Raw genomic sequence first — 22,645 nt, 5'->3', positions numbered from 1 at the left:
GCCTCTGGCAGCCCCGTAGGCGTTCCCGTCTGGACGAGCCTTACGACAGGCGCCGTCCGCTGATTTCCTCGATGTAGGCGCGGGCGGCCGGGTCCTTGACCAGCGGCATGATGTTGTCGCAGGCCAGGATGTCCAGCGGCGGCCGTGACCCCGAAATCACATATCCCTGAACATAGTCCACCCCCATGTCGGCCAGTGCGCGCAGGGTGGCGACGTCTTCGACCCACTCGGCGATGCACTCCATGCCCAGGTTGTGGGCCAGGTCCACGATGCTGTTGACGATGGCGATGTTGGCCTCGCTGGCCAGCATGTCGCGGATCAGGGTGCCGTCGATCTTGATCATGTCGGCCGGCAGCTCCTTCAGGTAGGAGAACGAGGTGTAGCCGGCCCCGAAGTCATCCAGGGCCACGCGGGCGCCCATGCGCTGCAGCCGCCGCATGAACTGCCGGGTGCGCTCCAGGTCCTGCAAGGCCACGCCTTCGGTGATTTCCACGCACAGGCGCCGGGTGAATTGCGGCTGCTGGTTCAGGATGCCGAACAGGACGTTGATGAAGCGGTCGTCGTTCAGCGAAACCCCGCTGAGATTGACGTTGACCTGGCGGGTCTGGCCGAGCTTCAGGTGATGCTTGGACATCCAGTCGAGCAGGGTCGTGAAGACCCATTTGTCGATGGCGGTGATCATGCCGCTGTCCTCGGCCGCCTGGATGATCTTGCCGGTCTGGAGCGGCCGCGCGCCGGTGTTGCGCACCCGCAGCAGCGCCTCGAAATTGAGGGTCTGCAGGGGATGGCGCAGCGACATGATGGGCTGCATCTCCAGGAAGACGTCCTCGGACGTGCCCTTGTTTTCCAGTTGCTCGAACAGGTGCAGTTCGTCGATGTGGTCGAACAGCTCGCGGGCGTTTTCCTCGTACAGGACGACGTCCTGATGCTGCTTGCGGGCGTCGCGGCAGGCGCGGCTGGCGGCGGAGATGGCGTCCTTGGGCGTCATGCTGCGGTCGATGTCGATCAGCCCCATGGCGCTCTTGAGCTGGAAGGCCCGTTCGCCGACGTACAGGGCTGAACCGTTCAGGCTCTCGATCATGTCCTGGGCGTGTCGGCGGGCCTCGCCGGCCCGCATGCCGGGGAACAGAATGATGAACTCGTCGTTGCCGATGCGGCCCAGGGGCTGCTCGTCGGCCAGCGAGTATTTCAGCCGTTCGCAGACCATTTGCAGCAAGGTGTCGCCGGTCGAGTGGCCGAACAGGTCGTTGACGCGCTTGAGGTGATCCAGGTCCAGGAAGGCCAGGGCGCAGGGGGTGTTGGTCTGCTGCAGGCTTTCGATGGCCTTCTGCATGGTCTTTTCGATCCCGCGCCGGTTGAGCGTGTCGGTCAGCGGATCGTTGTCGGCCATCAGGCGCAGCTTGCGGATGGTCTCGGTCCGCGCGCTGATGTCCTGCAGGGAGCCTTCGATGCGGCTGCCGACCAGCGTGGCGCGCAGCAGGAAATTGCGCGCCGGCGTGTCGGCCGAGGTCTGGAGGCGCTGGATCTCGGTGTCGCGGCCCTGTTCCGTGGCCACGGAGATTTCCAGCCAGTCCACTTTGGGAAAGAAATCGTTCCAGGCGAGCGCATGCAGGTCCGATTCCGGGGAGAGATCGAGGATTTCGCGTGCGTTTGGATTCAGGTGTTCGAAGTGCCGGGTGGCGCCCAGGGTGAACAGGCCCAGCGGCGTGAGCGTGTCGCGGGCAATCAGGTCGTTGCGCTGTCGCAGGCGCAGTTGCCGGTCTTCGCGCATCTTGTCGGCGGCCGCCAGGGCGATCAGCAGGTTGCAGAGCAGCAGTGCGGCCGCGCCCGGGAAGGGCGCGATCAGGGTCGCGCGCCCCAGCCCGATCAGGACCAGGCCCGTCAGCAGCACGGCCAGGGCCAGGCAGACGCCGATCGTATGCCAGAGCTGAGAGCGCGTATTGAAGCGGAACAGACCATGAATCAAGGTGATCGTGACCAGGGCCGTCGTCAGCCAGGCGGTCAGGAAGGTCGTGAGCTGGAACCAGTCGTAAGGCAGCGCCATCAGGGCCAGCAGCAGGCAGAGCGCCGTCGAGCGGCCGACCAGGCGCAGGCGGCGCACCGTGGCGGCGTCCAGGCTGGGCTGGAACAGGGTCGTGAAGAGCTGGATCGTCAGGATGTAGTAGATCAGGACGGTCAGCTTGCGGATCCAGGTCAGCGCGTCAGGCGGGATGGCCGCGCCCAGGAATTGATGGTCCCAGCCCAGCGCCCAGGCGCCCAGGCGCAGATTGCAGAGGATCCAGCAGGCCAGCACGAGGTAGGGGTGTTCGCGTGTGGTCAGGGAAATGACGACCAGGAAGGCCGCCAGCATCAGCAGCCCGCCTTCCAGCAGGCCGGTGGCCTGGGCCGTGTGCGTCGTGGTGGCGGCCAGTTCCTGGCGCTGCCAGTATTCGATGGAGAGCCGGGTGGGGAACGGCAGGCTGACCTGGCACAGGATCTGGTCGGCTGTCGAGGCGTGGGGCCGTTGCATCTGCTGCCCGAGCGGACTGTCCTGGATTTTGAGTGTGCGCCGGGACGCGGCGCTGGATGGGGGTTCGGCGCCGGATTGGCTGTGGGTCAGCCGGCATTCGGGCGCACCGGCTGGATGGATCGGCAGCAGCAGGGAAAATCGATCGGGCGCGTCGGCGTTCGGAGCGGCGGGCAAGTCAGCCAGCAGCCACACCTGGCCGGTCGGCGCGGATTCGGCGAGCCGGGTGGGGCGCGACAGGAGCTGTTCCAGCGCCTGCGCCGGATCGAGCCTGACGTCGGTGTGCAGGAAACGGGCGGTCAGCGGCTGCCCGGCGTAATCGCCGAGGCGCGGCTGCAGCAGCGCGGCGAGCAGCCCCAGCCCGATCAGGACCGGAATGCCGACATACAGGAGGTACGACCAGGCGCGCCCGGCGGCGGAGCGGGTAAAGGGACCGGGCGAGCGGGGAGGGAGCGTCTTGGTCGCCATGAAACGGAAAGATTAGGCAAAGACCGGTTCGGTCGCGCACAAACCGGGGCTATGGTCGATTGACGTCCGGAAACAGGGAAAGTTTAGGCGGTTCAGGGGCGGTGGGGAATCCGTTCCTGGGCGTACAGGTCCTGGAGGGTTTCGCGCGGTCGGATCAGCCAGGAATCCTGGCCGTCCACCAGGACTTCTGCGGCCCGGGGGCGCGTATTGTATTGGCTGGACATGGAGAAGGCATAGGCGCCGGCGGACTGGATGGCCAGCAGGTCGCCTTGTTCCAGGGGCAGCGCACGGCCGCGCGCCAGCCAGTCGCCGCTTTCGCAGATCGGGCCGACGACGTCATAGGTCTCGACGGGCGTGCCGGCGCGCGGGGCGACCGGGACGACTCCGTGCCAGGCTTCGTACAGGGCCGGACGCATCAGGTCGTTCATGGCGGCGTCCACGATGGCGAAATTGCGCGCCTCGGTCCGCTTGAGGTATTCGACGCGGGTCAGCAGCACGCCCGCGTTACCGACCAGGGAGCGGCCCGGCTCCAGGATCAGTTGCAGGTGGTCCAGCCCTCGGGCCGCCAGTTCGGCGAAGACCGGCGTCAGCAGTTCGGCCGGGTCGGGCGGGGTTTCGTCGGTGTAGCGGATGCCCAGGCCGCCGCCCAGGTCCAGGTGCCGCAGGGCGATGCCGTCGGCCGCCAGGGTGTCGATCAGGTCCAGCAGCTTGTCGAGCGCGTCCAGGTAGGGCTCGATCTGGGTGATCTGGGAGCCGATGTGGCAGTCCACGCCGACGATCTCCAGCCCCGGGTGTTGCAAGGCCTGGCGGTACAGTTCGGGGGCCCGGCGGATGTCCACGCCGAACTTGTTTTCCTTCAGGCCGGTGGAGATGTAGGGATGGGTGCGCGCATCGACGTCGGGGTTGACGCGCAGGGACACCGGCGCGCGCACGCCCAGTTCCTGGGCGATGTCGGCCAGGCGTTCGAGCTCGGCGGCCGATTCGACGTTGAAGCACTTGATCCCGGCGGCCAGCGCCTTGCGGATTTCCCAGCCCTGCTTGCCCACGCCGGAGAACACGACGCGGTCGGGGTTGGCGCCCGCCGCCAGGATGCGTTCGAGCTCGCCGCCCGAGACGATGTCGAAACCGGCGCCCAGGCGCTGGAATTCGTGCAGGACGGCCAGATTGGAATTGGCTTTGACGCCGTAGCAGATCAGCGCGTCATGCCCGGCGACGGCCTGCGCGTAGCGGTGCCAGGCGGCGTGCAGCGCGGCGCGGGAATAGACGTACAACGGCGTGCCGTAGCGGTCGGCGAGTTCAGGCAGCGGGATGTTCTCGGCATGCAGGATGCCGTCCCGGAGGGGGAACTGGGAGTCTACGGTCATGGGTGTCAGGGCTGCGAAACTGGGCGTGAGTCCGGCGCAGGCGCCGGGGTGACGGTGGGCGGGGCCGCCAGCGCGGCGTCGGCCGGCGGCGGTGGGTCGGGCAGGCGCAGATCGCCTTTCATGCCGCAGCCGGCCAGCGCGAGGGTCAGGCCGGCACAGGCCAGGAGGCGCGCGGTGTGCGGGAACAGGAGATGAGATGTCATCAGAAGGGCACGCGGACGGGTTGGGGAATGGCGGCGCCGGAATCGGAGTCGGCGCCGGAGTCGCCGTGCAACTGATCGAGCAGCGTACCGATGCCGTCCAGGCCGCCGCCGGGCGCGCCTGGCACCGGATCGCCCGGCGCGGGCAGGCCGACACGGGCGATGGCCGTGCCCGGCGGGAATTCACTGAAATAGAAGTCGCCGTCGATGCGCGTCAGCCCGCTGGGCATGGGGCCGGGCGGGATTTCCGGCTGGCCTGCCAGGGCGACGCGCATATAGTCCACCCAGATGGGCAGGGCGGCGCCGCCGCCGGTTTCGCCCTGGCCCATGGATTTGGGCTGGTCGAAGCCCATCCAGGCCACGGCGACCAGTTTCGGATTGAAGCCGGCGAACCAGGCGTCCTGGGAGTCGTTGGTGGTGCCGGTCTTGCCGCCGATGTCGTTGCGCTTGAGTTCGCGGTGGGCGCGCGCGCCGGTCCCGAAGGTGGCGACCCCGCGCAACATGTCGTCCATGACGTAGACCGTGCGCGGATCGACCACGCGCGCCAGGGTGTCGCCGGCCACGGTCGGCCGTGAACGCATGATGATCTTGCCGGTGCTGTCGGTGACGTAATCGATCAGGTAGGGCGGCACGCGGTAGCCGCCGTTGGCGAAGACCGCATAGCCGCCGGCCATCTGCAGCGGCGTCACGCTGCCGGCGCCCAGGGCCAGCGGCAGCACGGCCGGCTGGCGCGAACGGTCGAAGCCGAAGCGGGTGACGTAATCCTGCACGTACTGGGGTCCCACGGCCTGCATGATGCGGATCGAGATCATGTTCTTGGACTTGTACAAGCCCTGGCGCATGGTGAGCATGGGCTCGTAGGAGCGGCCGTAGTTCTTGGGGTTCCAGGCCTTGGAGCCGGTCTGTTCCGCCGTCAGCGAGAAGGGTTCGTCCGAGATCTGCGTGGCGGGCGTCAGGCCGCGTTCCAGCGAGGACGCGTAGATGAAGGGCTTGAAGGACGAGCCCGGCTGGCGCCAGGCCTGGGTGACGCGGTTGAACTTGCCCTCGTCGAAGTCAAAGCCGCCCACCATGGCCTGGATGGCCCCGTCCTGGGCGCTCAGCGAGACCAGGGCGGCCTGGATGGAGGGCTTGTTGATCAGTTCCCAGTATTCCGCCGTCTGGTGCACGTAGACCACCGAACCGCGCTGGATGCGTACGGCGTCCTTGGCATTGGCGACTAGGCCGCGCGCCACGACACGCAGGGCGCGCTTGTCGGTGATGTCGATGATCTGGCTGGCGCTGCGGGCAACCCGGACCTCGGTCGGGCTGGCCGACAGGACGATGCCGATCATCAGATCGCCGTTGTCGGGGTGCTTTTCCTGCTGCTCGTCGATCAGGTCGTTGAGCGCTTCGGGGTTGGATTCGATGCCCTGGGGCAGGGTGACGTTTTCCTCGGGGCCGGTGTAGGGCGCGCGGCGGGTGTAGTCCAGGATGCCTGCGCGCACGGCCTGGTAGGCGGCTTCCTGGCCCTTGGAGTCGATGGTGGTGTAGACGTTGAAGCCGCGCGAGTAGATGTCGTCCTGGTAGACGCCGTACAGCAGTTGGCGGGCCAGCTCGGCCGGGTAGTCGCCGTGCACGCCGTAGCGGCCGCCCGGTGTGTTGGCGGCCGAGCGGATCACGATGGTCTGGTCCACGGCGCGCTGGTATTCGGCGTCCGTCAGGTAGCCCAGGCTGCGCATGCGGCTGAGCACGTAGCCCTGGCGCGCCTTGGCGCGTTCAAAGTTGGAGATCGGGTTGAAGCGCGACGGGGCCTTGGGGATGCCGGCCAGCATGGCGGCTTCGGCCGGCGAGATGTCGGCCAGCGGCTTGCCGAAATAGGTGCGGCTGGCGGCGGCGAAGCCATAGGCCCGGTGACCCAGGAAGATCTGGTTCATATAGAGATCGAGGATCTGATCCTTGGTCAGGGTGGCCTCGATCTTGAAGGTCAGCAGCAGCTCGTAGAATTTACGCGTGTAGGTCTTTTCCGACGACAGGTAGAAGTTGCGCGCCACCTGCATGGTGATGGTGCTGGCCCCCTGTGTCTTGGACATGTGGATGGTGTTGGCCAGGGCGGCGCGCAGCACGCCCGTCCAGTCGATGCCGCCGTGCTGGTAGAAACGGTCATCCTCTGCCGCGAGGATGGCGGACTTCATGACGTCCGGAATCTCGTCGAAGCGCAGGACGTTGCGGCGTTCTTCGCCGAATTCGCCGATCAGGACCTTGTCGGCGGTGTAGATCCGCAGCGGCACGCGGGGCCGGTAGTCGATCATCGCCGTCAGGTCCGGCAGATTGGGCCAGGCCAGCGCCAGCGCCAGACTCAGGAGCAGCGCCCCGCACAGGCCCAGGCCGGCAAACAGCACGATCGCCTTGAGGACCAACCGCGTGAACCAGGAGCGGGCCGCCGGGGCCTTCTGCTTGGAGGAGGTAGTGGTGGATTTCATCAGAGGCGATTGTAAGCCCTGGCCGGAGCGGGCCAGGAGGCGGGGACGGAGTCTGTGTAACAGGATGTGCGCGCGGGCGTGGCCGGCCGGGTCACCGGCGGCGGCGCCGGCTGATGCGATAATACACGCAAACAAACCGCCCGATGCCCCGCCATGACGATGGAATGCGCCACCGATTCGACCCGAATGCCCCCCGAGGGGCAGGGCGGCGCGCGGCCGATTTGCCTGGTGGGCATGATGGGGGTGGGCAAGACCACGATCGGCCGCCAACTGGCGGCGGCGCTGGGGCGCGAATTCGTCGACCTGGATCATGTCATCGAGGCGCGTTGCGGGGTGCGCATCGCCACCATCTTCGACATCGAGGGCGAGGCGGGCTTCCGCCGCCGCGAAACGGCCACGCTGGATGAATATACGCGCCGCTCCGACCTGGTCGTGGCGACGGGCGGCGGCGCCGTGCTGGCCGAGGAAAACCGTCGCATGCTCAGCGAGCGCAGTTGCGTCGTCTATCTGCGGGCCGGGGCCGACGAACTCTACCGGCGCGTGGCCCGGGATCGCAACCGGCCGTTGCTGCGCGCCGACGATCCGCGCCAGCGCATCGTCGATCTGCTGGCCCAGCGCGAACCGATCTACGAAAGCGTGGCCGCCGTCACGCTGGACACGGGCGACCAGCCGGTGGCCCAGGTGCTGCGCAACCTGCTGCCCCTGCTGCCTGCCCAGCCGGCGGCCCCGGCGCCCCTGACCGCAGTCCAGGCGCCTCTTACAGAATAGGACTCATCGGAACCCATGCACACAGTCCAGGTCGAGACGCCCGGCGGGCGCTACCCCATTCATATCGGCGCGGGACGGCTGGACGCCGTTGCGGACAGCATTCCGGCCGACGCCACGGCGATCGCCGTCGTCACCAATACGACGGTGGGCGCGCTGTATGGCGATCGGCTGCGCGCGGCCCTGCAGGCCGCCGGCAAGCCGCTGCAGTTCATCGAACTGCCTGACGGCGAACAGCACAAGACCTGGGAATCCCTGGACCGCATCTTCGACGCGCTGCTGGCGGCGACCCTGGACCGCAAGGCCGTGCTGGTGGCCCTGGGCGGCGGGGTGGTGGGCGACATCGGCGGTTTCGCGGCTTCGTGCTACATGCGCGGCATCCGTTTCGTTCAGGTGCCGACGACGCTGCTGGCCCAGGTGGATTCGTCCGTGGGCGGCAAGACGGCCATCAACCACCCGCGCGGCAAGAACATGATCGGGGCGTTCTACCAGCCCCTGGCCGTGGAAATCGATCCCGGCGTCCTGGCGACGCTGCCGGCCCGGGAGATCTCCGCCGGCCTGGCCGAGATCATCAAGTACGGCATGATCGCCGATCCCGAATTTTTCGCCTGGTGCGAGGCCCACGTCGGCGCTCTGCGCGCGCTCGACGAGCAGGCCATCCGGCACGCCGTGCGCCGTTCCTGCGAACTCAAGGCCTGGGTCGTGTCCCAGGACGAACGCGAATCCGGCCTGCGCGCCATCCTCAACTTCGGTCACACTTTCGGCCACGCCATCGAATCCGGCCTGGGCTACGGCCAGTGGCTGCACGGCGAGGCCGTGGGCTGCGGCATGGTCATGGCGGCGGAACTGTCCGCCCGGGTCTGCGGGCTGGACGCCGGGGCCGTGGACCGCATCCGCGCGCTGGTGGCGGCCATCGGCTGCCCGGTCCAGCCGCCCGCTCTGGGCGCCGACCGCTGGCTGGACCTGATGCGGGTGGACAAGAAAAACGAAGGCCGGCAGATCCGCTACGTGCTGCTGCCGGCTTTGGGGCGGGCCGAGGTCCGGGCGGTGGCCGACGATCGGGTGCGGCCGCTGCTGCCGGACGCCGCGCAGACTGTTTAACGCGCGCCTGCTGAAACAAGAGGCGCGTCATCCAGGGAGGCATCGAAGCATGACGACCCGCCGGACTGATCCCGCGCCCTACGCCTGCCGCCCGGAGGCTTCCCGGGGACGCCGCCACCCGGAGCCGCCGCCCGCGGGCCGCACCGACTTCCAGCGCGACCGTGACCGCATCATCCATTGCTCGGCCTTTCGCCGGCTGGAATACAAGACCCAGGTCTTTCTCAACCACGAAGGCGACCTGTTCCGCACCCGCCTGACGCACAGCATCGAGGTCGCCCAGATCGCCCGCACGCTGGCGCGCAATCTGGGCGTGGACGAAGACCTGACCGAGGCCATCGCCCTGGCCCACGACCTGGGCCACACGCCCTTTGGCCACGCGGGCCAGGACGAACTCAACGCCTGCCTGCGCGAGCTGGCGCCCGAGGCCGGGGGCTTCGAGCACAACCTGCAGAGCCTGCGGGTGGTGGACGAGCTCGAAGAACGCTACGCGGCCTTCAATGGCCTGAACCTGTGCTTCGAGACCCGCGAGGGCGTGCTCAAGCATTGCTCGCGCGCCCATGCGCGGCGGCTGGGCGAGGTCGGCGCGCGTTTCCTGGACGGCACCCAGCCGTCTCTGGAGGCCCAGCTGACCAACCTGGCCGACGAGATCGCCTACAACAACCACGACGTGGACGACGGCCTGCGCTCGGGCCTGATCACCTTGCCGCAACTGCTGCACCTGGACATCTTCGCCGCGCATCACGAGCAGGTGCTGCGCCGCTATCCGGACGCCGACCCCAAACGGCTGGTGTCCGAGGTCATCCGCGCCATGATCAACACGCTGGTGCAGGATCTGACGCGCACCACGGCGGACCGCATCGCCGGCCTGCGGCCGCAATCGGTGGACGAGGTCCGGGCCGGTCCGCCGCTGGCGGCCTTCTCCGAAGACATCCGCGCCCAGGCCGATGCGCTGAAGCAGTTCCTGCTGAAGAACCTGTACCGGCATTTCCAGGTCATGCGCATGACGAGCAAGGCCCGGCGTGTCGTGCGAGAGCTGTTCGTCGCGTTCCAGGACGATCCCCGGCTGCTGGCCGACGAATACCGGCGCGACGACCCGATGGCCCAGGCGCGCGCGATCGCCGACTACATCGCCGGCATGACGGATCGGTATGCGATCCGCGAGCATCGGGCCATCTACAGGATGGATTAGCTCGGACACGAAACAGTCCACTGCGGATGAGGCGGGACATCAGACAGTCCTCTACGGACTGTCTGATGCCAGACGAATCCGAGCAGTCTGCAGACTGCGAGGTGGAGGGATGCCACGGCTGAAGACGGTTCCCGAACGGAGAGCGAACGATGCTTCAACAGATACTCACCGCACTCGGCTCGGACGCGTCGCCCGGCACGCTGCAAGTCCACGGCAGTGCGAGCCTGTCTGCGCGCTATCCGGTCAGTGATCTGGCCTGCGCCGGCATCGGTACGGCCGCGCTGATGCTGGCGCGGTGGGCGCGGCCCGAAGCGCCGCCTGCGGTCGAGATCGACCGGGCGCTGGCTTCGTGGTGGTTTGGCTTCAGCATCCGGCCGTTGGGCTGGGAGCGGCCGAACGTGCGCGACGCCGTCACGGGCGACTACGCTGCGCGGGACGGCTGGATACGCCTGCATGCCAACGCGGTCCACCATCGCCGCGCCATCCTGGCGGTCCTGGAACTGCCGGACGGTGCGGCGCGCGACGCCGTGGCACGGCGGGTCCGGGGGTGGTCCGCCGAGGCGCTGGAAGAAGCCGTCGTGCAAGGCGGGGCCTGCGCGGCCGCCTTGCGCGCGCCCGCAGCCTGGCGTGACCATCCACAGGGCCGCGCCGTGGCGGCGGAACCGCTCGTCCACTGCCTGACCGGACTGGCCGGGGCGCCGGACGCCGGCTGGCTGGACGACCCGGACCCCGGGCGGCCGCTGGCGGGCATTCGCGTGCTGGACCTGACCCGCGTGCTGGCCGGGCCCACGGCGACGCGTTTTCTGGCCGCTTATGGCGCCCGGGTGCTGCGCCTGGACCCGGCGGATTGGACCGAGCCGGGCATGGTGCCCGAGGTCACCGCAGGCAAGCGCTGCGCCTTCCTGGACCTGCGCCGTCCCGAAGGACGCGAGCGGTTCCGGCAACTGCTGGCCCGGGCCGACGTGCTGGTCCATGGCTATCGGCCCGGCGCGCTGGATGCGCTGGGGCTGGATGCCGAGACGCGCCAGGTCATACGGCCCGGTCTGGTGGACGTCTGCCTGGACGCCTGGGGCTGGAGCGGGCCTTGGCGGGGGCGCCGGGGCTTTGACAGTCTGGTCCAGATGAGCGCCGGCATTGCCTGGGCGGGCGAGGGCGCAGCGCCCGATCCCCTGCCGGTTCAGGCGCTGGACCAGTCGGCGGGCTATCTGATGGCGGCCTGCGCGCTGCGCGGCCTGACGCTGCGCCGCGAGACCGGCCTGGGCGGCGGCTGGCGGGTCTCGCTGGCCCGGATGGCGCGGTTGCTGCAGGATGCCGCCGAGGCCCCGCCGGACACCGCATCCATCCTGGGGATGGCGCCCGATGCGGCCTATGATCCGGCGATCGAGCCGACCGCCTGGGGGCCCGCGCAAAGACTGCGGGCGCCCTGCCGTGTGGCGGGCGCCCGCTGGGGCTGGGATTGGCCGGCGTGCGACCTGCGCAGCAGCCCGCCGGACTGGGGGTGACCCGGCGCCGGAGCGCCCGGTCGGGCCAGGTGTTTCAGTCGTCCGAGGCGATCAGGTCGTCGCCGACGGCCTTGCCCTGCGCGCGCCGCCTGGCGCGGCGCATGCGCATCAGCGGCGGGATGACGACGATGCACAGCGAGACGATCCACAGACCCAGGGCGATCGGGCTGTCCCACAGAATGTGCAGTTCGCCGTTGGTGATCGACAGCGCGCGGCGCAGGTTCTGTTCCATCATGTCCCCCAGCACCACCCCCAGCACCATCGGCGCCATGGGCACGCCGCCCTTGCGCAGCAGGTAGCCGACCAGGCCCAGGAAGGCGGCCATGGTCAGGTCAAAGGTGCCGGCGTTGATCGCGTACACCCCGATGTAGCTGATGCACAGGATGCCGGGCACCAGCAGCCAGTTCGGCAGCGACAGCACTTTCGAGAAGACCCGCACCATGGGAATGTTCATCAGGAACAGCAGCACGTTGGCGATGAACAGCGAGGCGACCAGGCCCCAGACCAGTTCCGGCTTGGTGTCGAACAGCACCGGGCCCGGGGTGATGTTGTAGAGCGTCAGCGCGCCCATCATCACGGCGGTGGTCCCGGAGCCGGGTACGCCCAGGGTCAGCATGGGCACGAAGGAACCCACGGCCGACGCGGTCGAAGCGGCTTCCGGCGCGGTCACGCCGCGCAGGTCGCCTTCACCGAAGCAGGCGTCGGGATCACGGCCTTCCTGGTAGCGTTTTTCGTTGGAGTAGGCCACGGCGGAAGCCACGCTGGCCCCTGCGCCCGGCAGCACGCCGATGAAAAACCCCAGGATGGAGCTGCGCAGCACGGTCCATTTGGTGAACAGCAGTTCCTGCAGATTGAACAGCTTGCGCTCGTTGGGCGGGACTTCGGGGGATTCGCCGCGCACGGCGGATTCCAGCAGTTCCAGCAGTTCGGCAATGGCGAACAGTGCGATCACCACGACCACGAAATCAATGCCGTCGAACAGGTGGACGGAATCGAAGGTGTAGCGGTAGACCCCGGAATTGGCGTCCACGCCCACCGTGGCGATCGCCAGGCCCAGCATGGCCGACAGCGTGCCCTTGACCGGCTGGTTGCCCAGCAGGCTGGTCAGGCAGCAGAAGGCGAAGACGATCAGCACGAAATATTCGGCCGGGCCGAAGGCCAGGGCCCAGCGGGCCAGCAAAGGCGCCAGCAGGATCACGCCGAGGGTGGACACCATCGCGCCGCAGAAGGCCGACCAGCCCGACAGCGACAGGGCCACGTTGGACAGGCCCTTGCGCGCCAGCGGATAGCCGTCCAGCGTGGTCATGATGGCGCTGGCCTCGCCCGGCACGTTGATCAGGATGGCGCTGATGCGCCCGCCGTATTCGGCGCCCACGTACACGGCCGCCAGCAGGATCAGCGCGGTTTCCGGAGGCAGGTTGAGGGCGTAGGCGATGGGGATGAGCATGGCCACGCCGTTGATCGGCCCCAGGCCCGGCAGCACGCCGACCAGGGTGCCCAGAAAGGCGCCCAGGGCGGCGACCAGCAGGTTCATCCAGGAAAAGGCGACATCGAAACCGATGCTCAGATGGTCGAGGATCTGGCTCATGACAGGAACTCCAGGAGACCCAGGGGCAGCACGACGTCCAGCGCCCGGTCGAACAGCAGGAAGAACAGCACGCTCATCACGACGCCGCCGAGGATCATCTTGCCCCAGGCGCCGCCGAACAGGCGGCCGATCAGCACGGTGACGAGCGCGGTGGCGACGATGAAGCCCAGCGTTTCAAAGAGCATGGCGTAGCCGAAGATGTAGACCACCATCAACAGCAGGCGCGGCCAGTCGATGGCTTCGCCCTTGCGGTGCGCATGCCAGTGCTTGAACATCAGCCAGGCGCCGCACAGGGCGATGATCAGGGCAATCAGCAGCGGAAAGGCCCGCGGGCCCACCGGTTCGTAGGAAAAGGGGGCTTGCAGGTCGTGGCCGAACCACGCCATCAGGCCGGCGAAGATCAGGGCGCAGAAGCCCAGGGTGCGATCACTCATGGCGGGGTCCGGTCTGGCTTATTGACGGATCAGGCCGAACTCATTGGCCAGCTTGGCATAGTCGGCGACGCGTTCCTTGACGTACTTGTCCAGTTCGGCGCCCGACTTGTTGAAGGGGAACAGGCCCTGCTTGTCGCGGATGGCGGCAAAGGACGCGTCGGCCTGGGTCTTGTCGAAGGCGTCCACCCACCATTGATAGTCGGCGTCGGAGACCTTCGGACCCACGTAGAAGCCGCGGATGATGGGCCACTGGATGTCGAAGCCTTCTTCCTGGGCGGTGGGCACGGCGGCCAGCTTGCCCGGCAGGCGCTGGTCGTTGAACACGGCCAGGACGCGGATCGGGGCGCCGCCTTCGAGCATGGTGAAGGCTTCGGCCGCGTCGCCCATATAGGCCTGGATGTGGCCGCCGCGCAGGGCGGTGATCGCATCGCCGCCCCCTTCGAAGGCCACGAAGCGCATCTTGCGGTAGTCCACGCCCGCCGCGCGCGCCGTCAGGGCCGCCTTCATCCAGTCCTGGCTGCCGACGGTGCCGCCGGCGCCCAGCACGATCTTGCTCGGGTCCTGCTTGAAAGCCGCCATCAGATCCTTCAGGTTCTTGTACGGCGAGTCGTCGCGCACCACGGCCACGCCGTAGTCGGCGCCCACGGCGGCCAGCCAGCGCACGTCGTCCACGTTGTAGCGGCCGAACTTCTTCTGGGCCAGGTTCAGCAGCGAGCCGCCGGAGAAGGCCACGATGGAATTGGCATCGGCCGGCTTCTGGGCGATCACGTGGTTATAGGCCACGGCACCGATCCCGCCGGGCATGTAGACGATGCGCATCGGGTCGGACAGGGCGCCGGAAGCCTTCAGGCCTTCCTGGGCCAGGCGACAGGTCAGGTCGAAGCCGCCGCCGGGGTTGGCGGGCGCGATGCATTCGGGCTTGTTCGGGGCCGCGTGGGCCGACAGGCCCAGCGCCAGCAGGGCGCCGCCCAGCAGCAGCGATAAGGAACGGGATTTCATGGCGGGTCTCCTTGGTATGAGGAGCGCGCCGACGGCATGCCCGGCGCGCGTTGGCGACACCTTAGGCCTGCCAAGCTTTCCGCCGGCTTTCAAAAAGACGATTTCGCGGGAAAACCCTCATCCACGGGAAACACGAGCGAGACCTGGACGCCGGGGTCGGCGGGCTCGATGCGCAGGACGCCGCCGTGCCGTTGCATGATGGTGTGGACGATGGCCAGGCCCAGGCCCGCGCCGTGGCTGCGCTTGCCGGCCTGCCCCCGGCGAAAGCGCCGGCCCGCCTTGCGGATGTCGGTCTCGGTCATGCCCGGGCCGGTGTCGCGCACGCTCAGGATGGCGCCGTCGGGCGTGCGTTCGATGCGCAGCGTGACGGCGCCGCCCTCGGGCGTGTACTTGATGGCGTTGTCCAGCAGGTTGACGAGCGCCTCGCGCAGCAGCCATTCGATTCCGGTCACCGTGATGCCGAGCTCGCCGCCCTCCAGCGCGAGGGTCTGCCGCTTCTGGCGCGCCAGGCTGTAGAGCTGGCGGATGACGTCCTGGGCCAGGGCCGTCAGTGCGACGGTCTGCGGCGGGCCGTCGCGGGCATCGGTGTCCCGGGCGCGGGCCAGCGCCAGCATCTGCGCGGCGGTGCGCTGCGCCTGGTCCAGGCCGCCGCGCATGGCCAGCAGGGCGGCGCGCGCTTCGGCGGGATCGGATTCGCGCAAGGCGTAGTCCAGTTGGGTGTGCAGGACCGCCAGCGGCGTGCGCAACTGGTGCGAGGCGTCGTCCAGGAACTGGCGCTGCCGGCGCGCCTGGCGGGCGTGGCGGGCGACGTGCTGGTTGACGGCGTCCACCAGCGGCCGGACTTCGCGGGGGAGCTCCGGCGCCGAGATCGGGCTGAGGTCGTCGTGGGCCCGGCCTTTCAGCTTGCGGTACAGGCGCGTCAGCGGCCGCAGGCCGATCAGCACCCCGACGACGATCAGGCCGGTGGAGGCCAGCACCTCGATCAGGTCGCGCACGATGTTGCGGATCATCAGGTCGCGGATGACCTGGTCCCGGCCGCTGCGATCCTCGCCCACCATGACGATGACCCGGCCGGTCTTTTGTCCGTAGAGCGGCGGCGCCATGGGGCGGGCCAGGGCGGCGATGCGGATCGAGGCGCCCAGGTAGTCGCGGTCGTAGAACACCGGACTGTTCGAAGGCAGGCGCGCATCGGGCAGCGGCAGGTCCTGGTTGCCGATGTCGGCCAGGCCGTCTTCGGTCAGGATGCGGTAGTAGACCGAATCGTTGGCGGTCAGCTCGAAGAACTCGAGCATCAGGTAGGGCAGTTCCACGGCCAGGCCGCCGCTGGCGGTGGAAATGTTGTGGTCGATGGCGCGCAGGGCGCCCGCCAGGGACCGGTCGTAGGCCAGGTCGACCTGCTGGTGCAGTTGGCTGCTGGAAAACCACAGGGCCAGGCTCAGGACCGTGATCTGCGCCGGCACCAGGATCCACAGCAGCAGGGACCGGAGGCTGCCGGGGCGGCGTTCAGCCGGGCGCGTCATGCGCCGGTTCCAGGCAGTAGCCCATGCCGCGCAGCGTCACGATCTGCACGTCGGTGCCGGTCAGCTTCTTGCGCAGCCGGTGCACCAGGACCTCGATGGCCTCCAGATTGATCGTCGTGTCGTCCGGGCTGATGCGTTCCAGGATCTGCTGCTTGGTGACCGGTTCGCCCGCCTTCTGCATCAGGACCTTGAGCGCCGCGTATTCCCGGGGCGACAGGTTCAGCGCCTGGTCCTCGTGCAGGAAGCGCTGGCTGCCGATGTCCAGCACCAGGTCGCCCAGGGTCCAGCGCGGATGCTCGCGGCCCCGGCTGCGCCGGATCAGTGCATTGAGCCGGGCTTCGAGTTCCCCGATGGCGAAGGGCTTGTGCATGAAGTCGTCGGCGCCTTCGTGCAGCGTGCCGATGCGTTCGGACAGCGAATCGCGTGCGGTCAGCACCAGCACCGGGCAGCGATCGTCGCGCCCGCGCAGGCGGCGCAGGAATTCATGACCGTCCATCCCCGGCAGTCCCAGGTCCAGGATGATGGCGTCGAATTCCTCGACCGCCAGGCGGCGCTCGGCCAGCTCGGCATCGTCGGCCCAGTCGACCATGAACCCGCCGTGGCGGGCCAGGCCGCGTGCCAGCCACGCGGCCAGTTCGGATTCGTCTTCGATCAGCAGGATGCGCATGCTGGTCATCATAGAATCTGACGCGCGGATTTGCACGACCCCGCAGGCTGCGCAGCGTGGGGGTACTACTCTCTGGCGCAAAGGGTAATCAAATGCGAAACTGCCGGAAATTGAAGTGAAGTCACGCTTGGGTGCCGGAGGTCCGGGGTGAAGCGTCCGCTGTTCGTCGTGATCCTGCTGCTGCTCCTGGGCGTTGCCGCCGTGCTGGGCACCGAAGCCTATGATCGCTCCCGCAGCGAGACGCGTCTCATGGCCGGCGCGCGTCGGCAGCTCGACGAACGAGCCGCCCGCCTCAGGGACGACCTGCAGGCGCTGCAGGGCCTGAACGAGCGCCTGGCCGCCGCGCTGGCCGCCGCGCCTGGCGCCGAAGAGAAGCCGTTCCACGAGATCGCGCCCGGCATGGCGCAGGCCCGGCCGGATATCCGCAGCATCGTCTTCGTCCACAAGCTGCGGATCGAGTGGGTCTACCCGATCGCCGGCAACGAGCCCGTCATCGGCCTGGACTACAGCCTGCGGCCCCAGTTCATGGCCAAGATCAATCACATGATCCGGCACCGCGAGCCGGTGATCGACGGGACGACCCGCCTGGTGCAGACGGGGCGGCCCGGCCTGATTTTTCGCATGCCGATTTTCGATGCGCCGGCCGCCGGCGGCGGTTACCGGGGCATGACGGCCCTCACGGTCGACCTGGAAAACACCTTGCGCCGCGCCGGTCTGATCGGCGCCGAGGCCGACCTTGACCTGGCGATTCGCAGCCGCGAGGCCGACGGCCAGCCTGCAGTCGGCCTGTTCGGTGCGCCCGGCTTGTTCGATCTGCCGCATGCACAGACGACGATCGTGCTGCCGGGCGTCACCTGGGAATTGGCCGCCGTGCCCAAGGACGGTCTGGCCTACGACCCTGCGCGCATCTGGCTGATCCGGGGGGTGGGGGCTTCGGTGACGCTGCTCCTGCTGCTGGCGGTGCTGTATCACCAGGGGGTCTGGCGTCCCCTGTCCGGCGGACGAACCGCCCGGGATGGGCAGGCGTCTCTGCGGACACTGCTGCTGATCATCACCCTGGCGCCCATGCCGCTGATGGTCGGCCTGGCGGGCTGGCTGGTGTTCACGGCCTCGCTCCAGGCGGTCGAGGATCTGGAGCGGCAGCAGGTCGATGAACTGGCTGATCAGCTCAGAGACAAGGTCGCCGATTTTTTCGAGGTGCCGCGCGCGGCGGCGGCTTTCAACGCCAGCCTGTTCAAGAGCGGGCTGATCGACCTGGATCGCCGTGAGGATCTGCTGCACAGCTTTCTGCTGCAGTTGCGCCAGCAACCGCTGTTGACGCTGCTGTCCGTCGGTATGGCGGATGGCGGCTATCTGTCGGCGGGCCGCCCCCCGCTGGGCGATGAGCGCGGCCTGCGTATCCTGCAGGTCGATCCCCGCGAGGGCGGGGTGTTGCGCATCGACCGCGTGGACGACGACAACCGGCGCAGCACGTCGGTGGGCAGTGACGTGCGCTACGACCCCCGGAGCCGGCCCTGGTACGAGGCTGCGCTGCAGGCCGACAGCCTGCGCTGGTATCCGGCCTACCGCTATACCGTGGACGATCCGGGCGGCCTGTTCGAGGACATGGGCATGGGCATGTCGGTGGCCCTGCGCGACGAGGCCGGTCATCTGGCCGGTGTCCTGAGGGCCGACGTGGCGATGTCTCAGATCAGCCAGGTCCTCAGGGCGGAAATGGTCCGGATCGGCGGGATCGCCTTCCTGATCGAGTCCGGCGGGACGCTGCTCGCCAGCTCCGACGGGGCGCCGATCTATCGCCTGGAGGACGGCCAGGTCCGCCGAGTGCAGGCCGATCAGAGCGAGGCGCCTGAAATCCGCCTGATCGGTGCGCCCATTCTGCATTCGGGGCGCGGCTCGGGCCGGCAGTCTCTGGATATCGAGGGCCGCCGCTACTCCGCCCGCTGGCAGTCGATCCAGTTGCCGGATGGCCCTTTGCTGACGGTTGCGCTGGCGCTGCCGGAGAGCCGCTACGCCGAACCGGCCGAACGGGCGCTGAACCGCATCGGCCTGCTGATCCTGGGTTTCTGGGTGGTCGGGGTCGCGGCCGCGTTGGTGGCGGCCTGGTGGCTGTCGCGCCCCTTGTTGTCCCTCAGCCGCTGGGCCGAAGACCTTGCCGAGGGCGGGGGCCTGCGCGGCCCCTCGGTCCGCAGCCCGGTGCGCGAGATCGTCGTCCTGGCGCAGGCCCTGGACCGCATGGCCGACCGGCAGCGCAGCCACGCCCGGGATTTGGAGCGCCAGGTGGCCGAGCGCACGCAGGCGCTCGTCGAGGCCAATCAGCGCCTGGTCGGTCTGTCGCTGACCGACAGCCTGACCGGGCTGGCGAACCGCCGCCATTTCGACGAGGTGCTGGCGCGGGAAAGCGAGCGGTCCCGCCGCAGCCGGCTGCCGATGAGCCTGCTGATGCTGGATGTGGACTGGTTCAAGCATTACAACGACCAGTACGGGCATCCGGCGGGGGACGTCGTGTTGAGCCAGGTGGCCCGGGTGCTGCTCGATTCCGTGCGCCGTCCGGGGGACTTGGCGGCACGCTACGGCGGCGAGGAGTTCGCCCTGATCCTGCCGGGCCTGAACCTCGACGCGGCGCAAGGCCTGGCGGCACTGATCCGGGACGCCGTCGAGGCGTTGGCCATCGCGCATGAGCACGGTCTGTCGGGCCGGGTCACGATCAGCGTCGGCGTGGCGGAATTGGATCTGGACGACGCCCATGGGGCCGGAACCCTGGTCGGCCGGGCCGATGCCGCGCTCTATCGGGCCAAGGCCGGGGGGCGCAACCGCGTCGAGACCGCCCGCGCGGACGCGGTGGCGGACGGGGCCGGCCCGCCGCTCGCGTGAGGGGCCTGCAGTCCTGAAGGGCGTTCAGGCGCCGCGCGGCGCCAGCACGTCCTTCAGCCATCGGCCGGTATGGCTGCCGGGCGCGGCGGCGACGGTTTCCGGCGTGCCCTGGGTGACGATCCGTCCCCCGCCTGCGCCGCCTTCGGGGCCCAGGTCCACGATCCAGTCGGCGGTCTTGATCACGTCCAGGTTGTGTTCGATCACCAGCACGGTGCTGCCGCTGTCCACCAGGCGCCGCAACACGTCCAGCAGCACCTCGATGTCGTGGAAGTGCAGGCCGGTGGTGGGTTCGTCCAGCACGTACAGGGTGCGCTCCGAGCCGCGCCGGGACAGTTCCTGGGACAGCTTGATGCGTTGCGCCTCGCCGCCGGACAGGGTGGTGGCGCTCTGGCCCAGGCGGATGTAGGACAGGCCGACGTCCATCAGGGTTTGCAGCTTGCGGGCCACGGTGGGCACCGCCTGGAACAGATCCAGGGCCTGGGCCACGGTCAGGTCCAGGACCTCGCTGATGGACAGGCCCCGGTAGCGGATGTCCAGGGTTTCGCGGTTGTAGCGGCGACCCTCGCAGACCTCGCAAGGCACGTACATGTCGGGCAGAAAGTGCATTTCCACGCGCACCACGCCGTCGCCCTGGCAGGCTTCGCAGCGCCCGCCTTTGACGTTGAAGGAAAAGCGCCCCGGGTCGTAGCCGCGCAGGCGGGCTTCCGGCACGCCCGCGTACAGTTCGCGGATCGGCGTGAACAGGCCCGTGTAGGTCGCCGGGTTGCTGCGCGGCGTGCGGCCGATGGGGTTCTGGTCGACGCTGATGATCTTGTCGAAAGCGTCCAGGCCTTCGATGCGGTCGTGCGGGGCGGGGTCGGCCTGGGCGCGGTTCAGCGCCTGGGCCAGGGCCGTGACCAGGGTGTCGTTGATCAAGGTGGATTTGCCCGATCCCGACACGCCGGTGACGCAGGTCAGGCGGCCCACCGGGATGGCCAGGTCGACGGTTTGCAGATTGTGGCCCCGGCATCCCAGGGCGCGCAGCCAGGCCTGGTCCGGGCCGACCGGGCGGCGCTGCGGGATGGCGATCCGCCGCACGCCCGCCAGATACTGGCCGGTCAGCGACTGGGATTGGGCCATGATTTCCGCCGGGGTGCCCTGGGCGATCACGCAGCCGCCCTGTTCTCCGGCGCCCGGACCCATGTCCAGCACGTGGTCGGCGGCGCGGATCATGTCCTCATCATGTTCGACCACGATCACGCTGTTGCCCAGATCGCGCAATTGCCGCAGGGTCTCGATCAGGCGGTGGTTGTCGCGCTGGTGCAGGCCGATGGAAGGCTCGTCGAGCACGTACATCACCCCGGTCAGGCCCGAGCCGATCTGGCTGGCCAGGCGGATGCGCTGGGCCTCGCCGCCGGACAGGGTGTCGGCGCCCCGGTCCAGGGACAAGTAGCCCAGCCCCACGTTGACCAGGAAGTCCAGCCGGGCGCGGATTTCCTGGATGATGCGGTCGGCGACCTCGCGCCGGGCGCCGTCCGGCGCCCAGTCCAGGAACCACTGCCGGCAGTCGGCCAGCGACAGGGATTCGATGTCGTACAGGGCGCGGCCGCGCCGTTCACCGGGCCCGGGGTCCTGGCCGATGAGGACGTTGCGGGCTTCGGAGCACAGGCGCGCGCCCCGGCATTCCGGGCAGAGGATCAGGTGGCGCAGCCGGCCCAGCTCCTCGCGTACGGCGTTGGAGTGGGTTTCGCGCCAGCGCCGTTCCAGATTGGGGATGACGCCCTCGAAGGCATGCCGCCGCAGCGTGGGCACGCCGCCTTCACCCAGGTATTGGAAGGCGATCTCCTGCTCGCCGGAGCCGTGCAGGATGTGGTCGCGCACGGCCGGCTCCAGCGTCTGGAAAGGCGTGTCCAGGTCGAAGCCGTAGTGTTGCGCCAGGCTGGCCATCATGGCGTAGCTGAAGGCGTTGCGGCGGTCCCATCCGTGGATGGCGCCCGCAGCCAGGCTCAGTTCGGGGAATGCGACGACGCGCGCCGCGTCGAAGGATTCCACCTGGCCCAGGCCGTTGCAGGTCGGACAGGCGCCGGCCGGGTTGTTGAAGCTGAACAGGCGCGGCTCCAGCTCGCCCATGCCGCGCGCGCAGACCGGGCAGGCGTAGGCCGCGGAAAACGCCTGTTCCTGGTCGGTGTCCAGATCCAGCGCCAGGGCGCGGCCTTGCGCCAGTTCCAGCGCGGTCTCGAAGCTTTCGGCCAGCCGCTGGCGGCTGTCGGGCCGTACCCGCAGGCGGTCGACGACCACGTCCAGGTCCCAGGGGCCGTCCGGCGCGGCCGGCGGCGCGCCGCCGTCCAGCGACTGGATGTCGCCGTTGACGCGGACCCGGATGAAACCCAGGGCCTGCAGGCGGCGGCATTCGGCCGTCAGGTCGTCCTGTCGGGCGCGGGCCACCGGCGCCAGGATAGCCACGCGGGTGTCCTCGGGGCGCGACAGGATCTGGTCCACCATCTGGCTGACGCTTTGCGCGCGCAGCGGCAGATCGTGATCCGGACAGTAGGGGGTGCCGACCCGGGCGTACAGCAGGCGCAGGTAGTCGTGGATCTCGGTGACCGTGCCCACGGTCGAGCGCGGATTGTGGCCTGCGGTCTTCTGCTCGATGGCGATCGCGGGCGACAGGCCGGTGATCACGTCCACGTCCGGCTTGTCCATCATCTGCAGGAACTGCCGCGCATAGGCCGACAGGCTTTCGACGTAGCGGCGCTGGCCCTCGGCATACAGGGTGTCGAAGGCCAGGGACGATTTCCCCGACCCGGACAGGCCCGTGAGCACGACCAGCTTGCGCCGGGGCAGATCGACCGAAATGTTCTTCAGATTGTGGGTGCGCGCGCCGCGGATGCTGATGGCGTCCATGCTTGTGTGCTGTGTGGCAGGTTTGTTCATGCGTCCTGGATGCCCGGACTCGCATGCGGCTTACCCAGAGGGACTCTGGGGGAGTTCAGGTTTTTCAAAGGCCAACTTGATACTATAACGCGCAGCTTC

The 22,645-nt window shown here is 68.7% G+C and carries 15 protein-coding genes; 5 read left to right on the top strand and 10 right to left on the bottom strand.

Annotated features, from left to right (window positions below; genetic code table 11):
• Positions 1-40: 40 nt before the first annotated feature.
• From ACFO0J_RS12155 to ACFO0J_RS12140, 4 genes are all read right to left on the bottom strand, one after another.
• Entirely contained in the window at positions 41-2,974 is a 2,934-nt protein-coding gene (locus tag ACFO0J_RS12155) for a putative bifunctional diguanylate cyclase/phosphodiesterase (RefSeq protein ID WP_376813355.1), read from the bottom strand.
• Positions 2,975-3,066: 92 nt separating this feature from the next.
• Positions 3,067-4,338 (bottom strand): diaminopimelate decarboxylase, encoded by a 1,272-nt coding sequence (gene lysA, locus ACFO0J_RS12150; RefSeq protein WP_376813354.1) that lies wholly within the window; start codon positions 4,336-4,338, stop codon positions 3,067-3,069.
• 5 nt (positions 4,339-4,343) lie between these two features.
• The gene (gene lptM / locus ACFO0J_RS12145) at positions 4,344-4,541 is read right to left on the bottom strand and encodes an LPS translocon maturation chaperone LptM (protein WP_376813353.1); all 198 of its coding nucleotides are present in this window, start codon (positions 4,539-4,541) and stop codon (positions 4,344-4,346) included.
• Positions 4,541-6,997 carry a penicillin-binding protein 1A gene (locus tag ACFO0J_RS12140; protein WP_376813352.1) on the bottom strand — a complete coding sequence of 819 codons (2,457 nt, stop codon included), beginning with the start codon at positions 6,995-6,997 and terminating at the stop codon, positions 4,541-4,543. Before ACFO0J_RS12140 ends, lptM begins: the two co-directional genes overlap by 1 nt.
• Positions 6,998-7,156: 159 nt before the next feature.
• Here ACFO0J_RS12140 and ACFO0J_RS12135 point away from each other — a divergent pair, with 159 nt between their 5' ends.
• The 4 genes from ACFO0J_RS12135 to ACFO0J_RS12120 all read left to right on the top strand — a co-directional run bounded on the left by ACFO0J_RS12135 (position 7,157) and on the right by ACFO0J_RS12120 (position 11,554).
• A complete protein-coding gene (locus tag ACFO0J_RS12135; protein ID WP_376813536.1) occupies positions 7,157-7,765 on the top strand; it encodes a shikimate kinase in 609 nt (202 codons plus the stop codon).
• Positions 7,766-7,780: 15 nt separating this feature from the next.
• The gene (gene aroB, locus ACFO0J_RS12130; protein WP_376813351.1) at positions 7,781-8,863 is read left to right on the top strand and encodes a 3-dehydroquinate synthase; all 1,083 of its coding nucleotides are present in this window, start codon (positions 7,781-7,783) and stop codon (positions 8,861-8,863) included.
• 49 nt (positions 8,864-8,912) lie between these two features.
• Positions 8,913-10,052 carry a deoxyguanosinetriphosphate triphosphohydrolase gene (locus tag ACFO0J_RS12125; RefSeq protein WP_376813350.1) on the top strand — a complete coding sequence of 380 codons (1,140 nt, stop codon included), beginning with the start codon at positions 8,913-8,915 and terminating at the stop codon, positions 10,050-10,052.
• A gap of 149 nt (positions 10,053-10,201) precedes the next feature.
• On the top strand, positions 10,202-11,554 hold the full coding sequence (locus ACFO0J_RS12120) for a CoA transferase (RefSeq protein ID WP_376813349.1): 1,353 nt from the start codon (positions 10,202-10,204) through the stop codon (positions 11,552-11,554).
• Positions 11,555-11,588: 34 nt separating this feature from the next.
• Here the strand turns inward: ACFO0J_RS12120 and ACFO0J_RS12115 are convergent, their stop codons facing one another.
• The 5 genes from ACFO0J_RS12115 to ACFO0J_RS12095 all read right to left on the bottom strand — a co-directional run bounded on the left by ACFO0J_RS12115 (position 11,589) and on the right by ACFO0J_RS12095 (position 16,762).
• Positions 11,589-13,142 carry a tripartite tricarboxylate transporter permease gene (locus ACFO0J_RS12115; protein WP_376813348.1) on the bottom strand — a complete coding sequence of 518 codons (1,554 nt, stop codon included), beginning with the start codon at positions 13,140-13,142 and terminating at the stop codon, positions 11,589-11,591.
• Positions 13,139-13,576, bottom strand: coding sequence for a tripartite tricarboxylate transporter TctB family protein (locus tag ACFO0J_RS12110; RefSeq protein ID WP_376813347.1), 438 nt, complete (start codon positions 13,574-13,576; stop codon positions 13,139-13,141). Before ACFO0J_RS12110 ends, ACFO0J_RS12115 begins: the two co-directional genes overlap by 4 nt.
• A gap of 18 nt (positions 13,577-13,594) precedes the next feature.
• Positions 13,595-14,575, bottom strand: coding sequence for a Bug family tripartite tricarboxylate transporter substrate binding protein (locus tag ACFO0J_RS12105; RefSeq protein WP_376813346.1), 981 nt, complete (start codon positions 14,573-14,575; stop codon positions 13,595-13,597).
• Positions 14,576-14,664: 89 nt separating this feature from the next.
• On the bottom strand, positions 14,665-16,095 hold the full coding sequence (locus tag ACFO0J_RS12100) for a sensor histidine kinase (protein WP_376813345.1): 1,431 nt from the start codon (positions 16,093-16,095) through the stop codon (positions 14,665-14,667).
• The gene (locus tag ACFO0J_RS12095; protein ID WP_376813344.1) at positions 16,079-16,762 is read right to left on the bottom strand and encodes a response regulator; all 684 of its coding nucleotides are present in this window, start codon (positions 16,760-16,762) and stop codon (positions 16,079-16,081) included. The genes ACFO0J_RS12100 and ACFO0J_RS12095 overlap by 17 nt, the downstream gene beginning before the upstream one ends.
• A gap of 147 nt (positions 16,763-16,909) precedes the next feature.
• Between ACFO0J_RS12095 and ACFO0J_RS12090 the strand changes: the two genes are divergently transcribed.
• Positions 16,910-19,633 carry a diguanylate cyclase gene (locus ACFO0J_RS12090; protein WP_376813343.1) on the top strand — a complete coding sequence of 908 codons (2,724 nt, stop codon included), beginning with the start codon at positions 16,910-16,912 and terminating at the stop codon, positions 19,631-19,633.
• A 24-nt stretch (positions 19,634-19,657) separates the two neighbouring features.
• Here ACFO0J_RS12090 and uvrA read toward each other — a convergent pair whose 3' ends face one another.
• Positions 19,658-22,516 carry an excinuclease ABC subunit UvrA gene (gene uvrA, locus ACFO0J_RS12085; protein ID WP_376813342.1) on the bottom strand — a complete coding sequence of 953 codons (2,859 nt, stop codon included), beginning with the start codon at positions 22,514-22,516 and terminating at the stop codon, positions 19,658-19,660.
• Positions 22,517-22,645 lie beyond the last annotated feature (129 nt).

It is taken from the genome of Castellaniella hirudinis (assembly GCF_042651965.1).
GTDB lineage: Bacteria > Pseudomonadota > Gammaproteobacteria > Burkholderiales > Burkholderiaceae_B > Castellaniella > Castellaniella hirudinis.
This window is presented reverse-complemented; position numbering and strand designations above follow the sequence as displayed.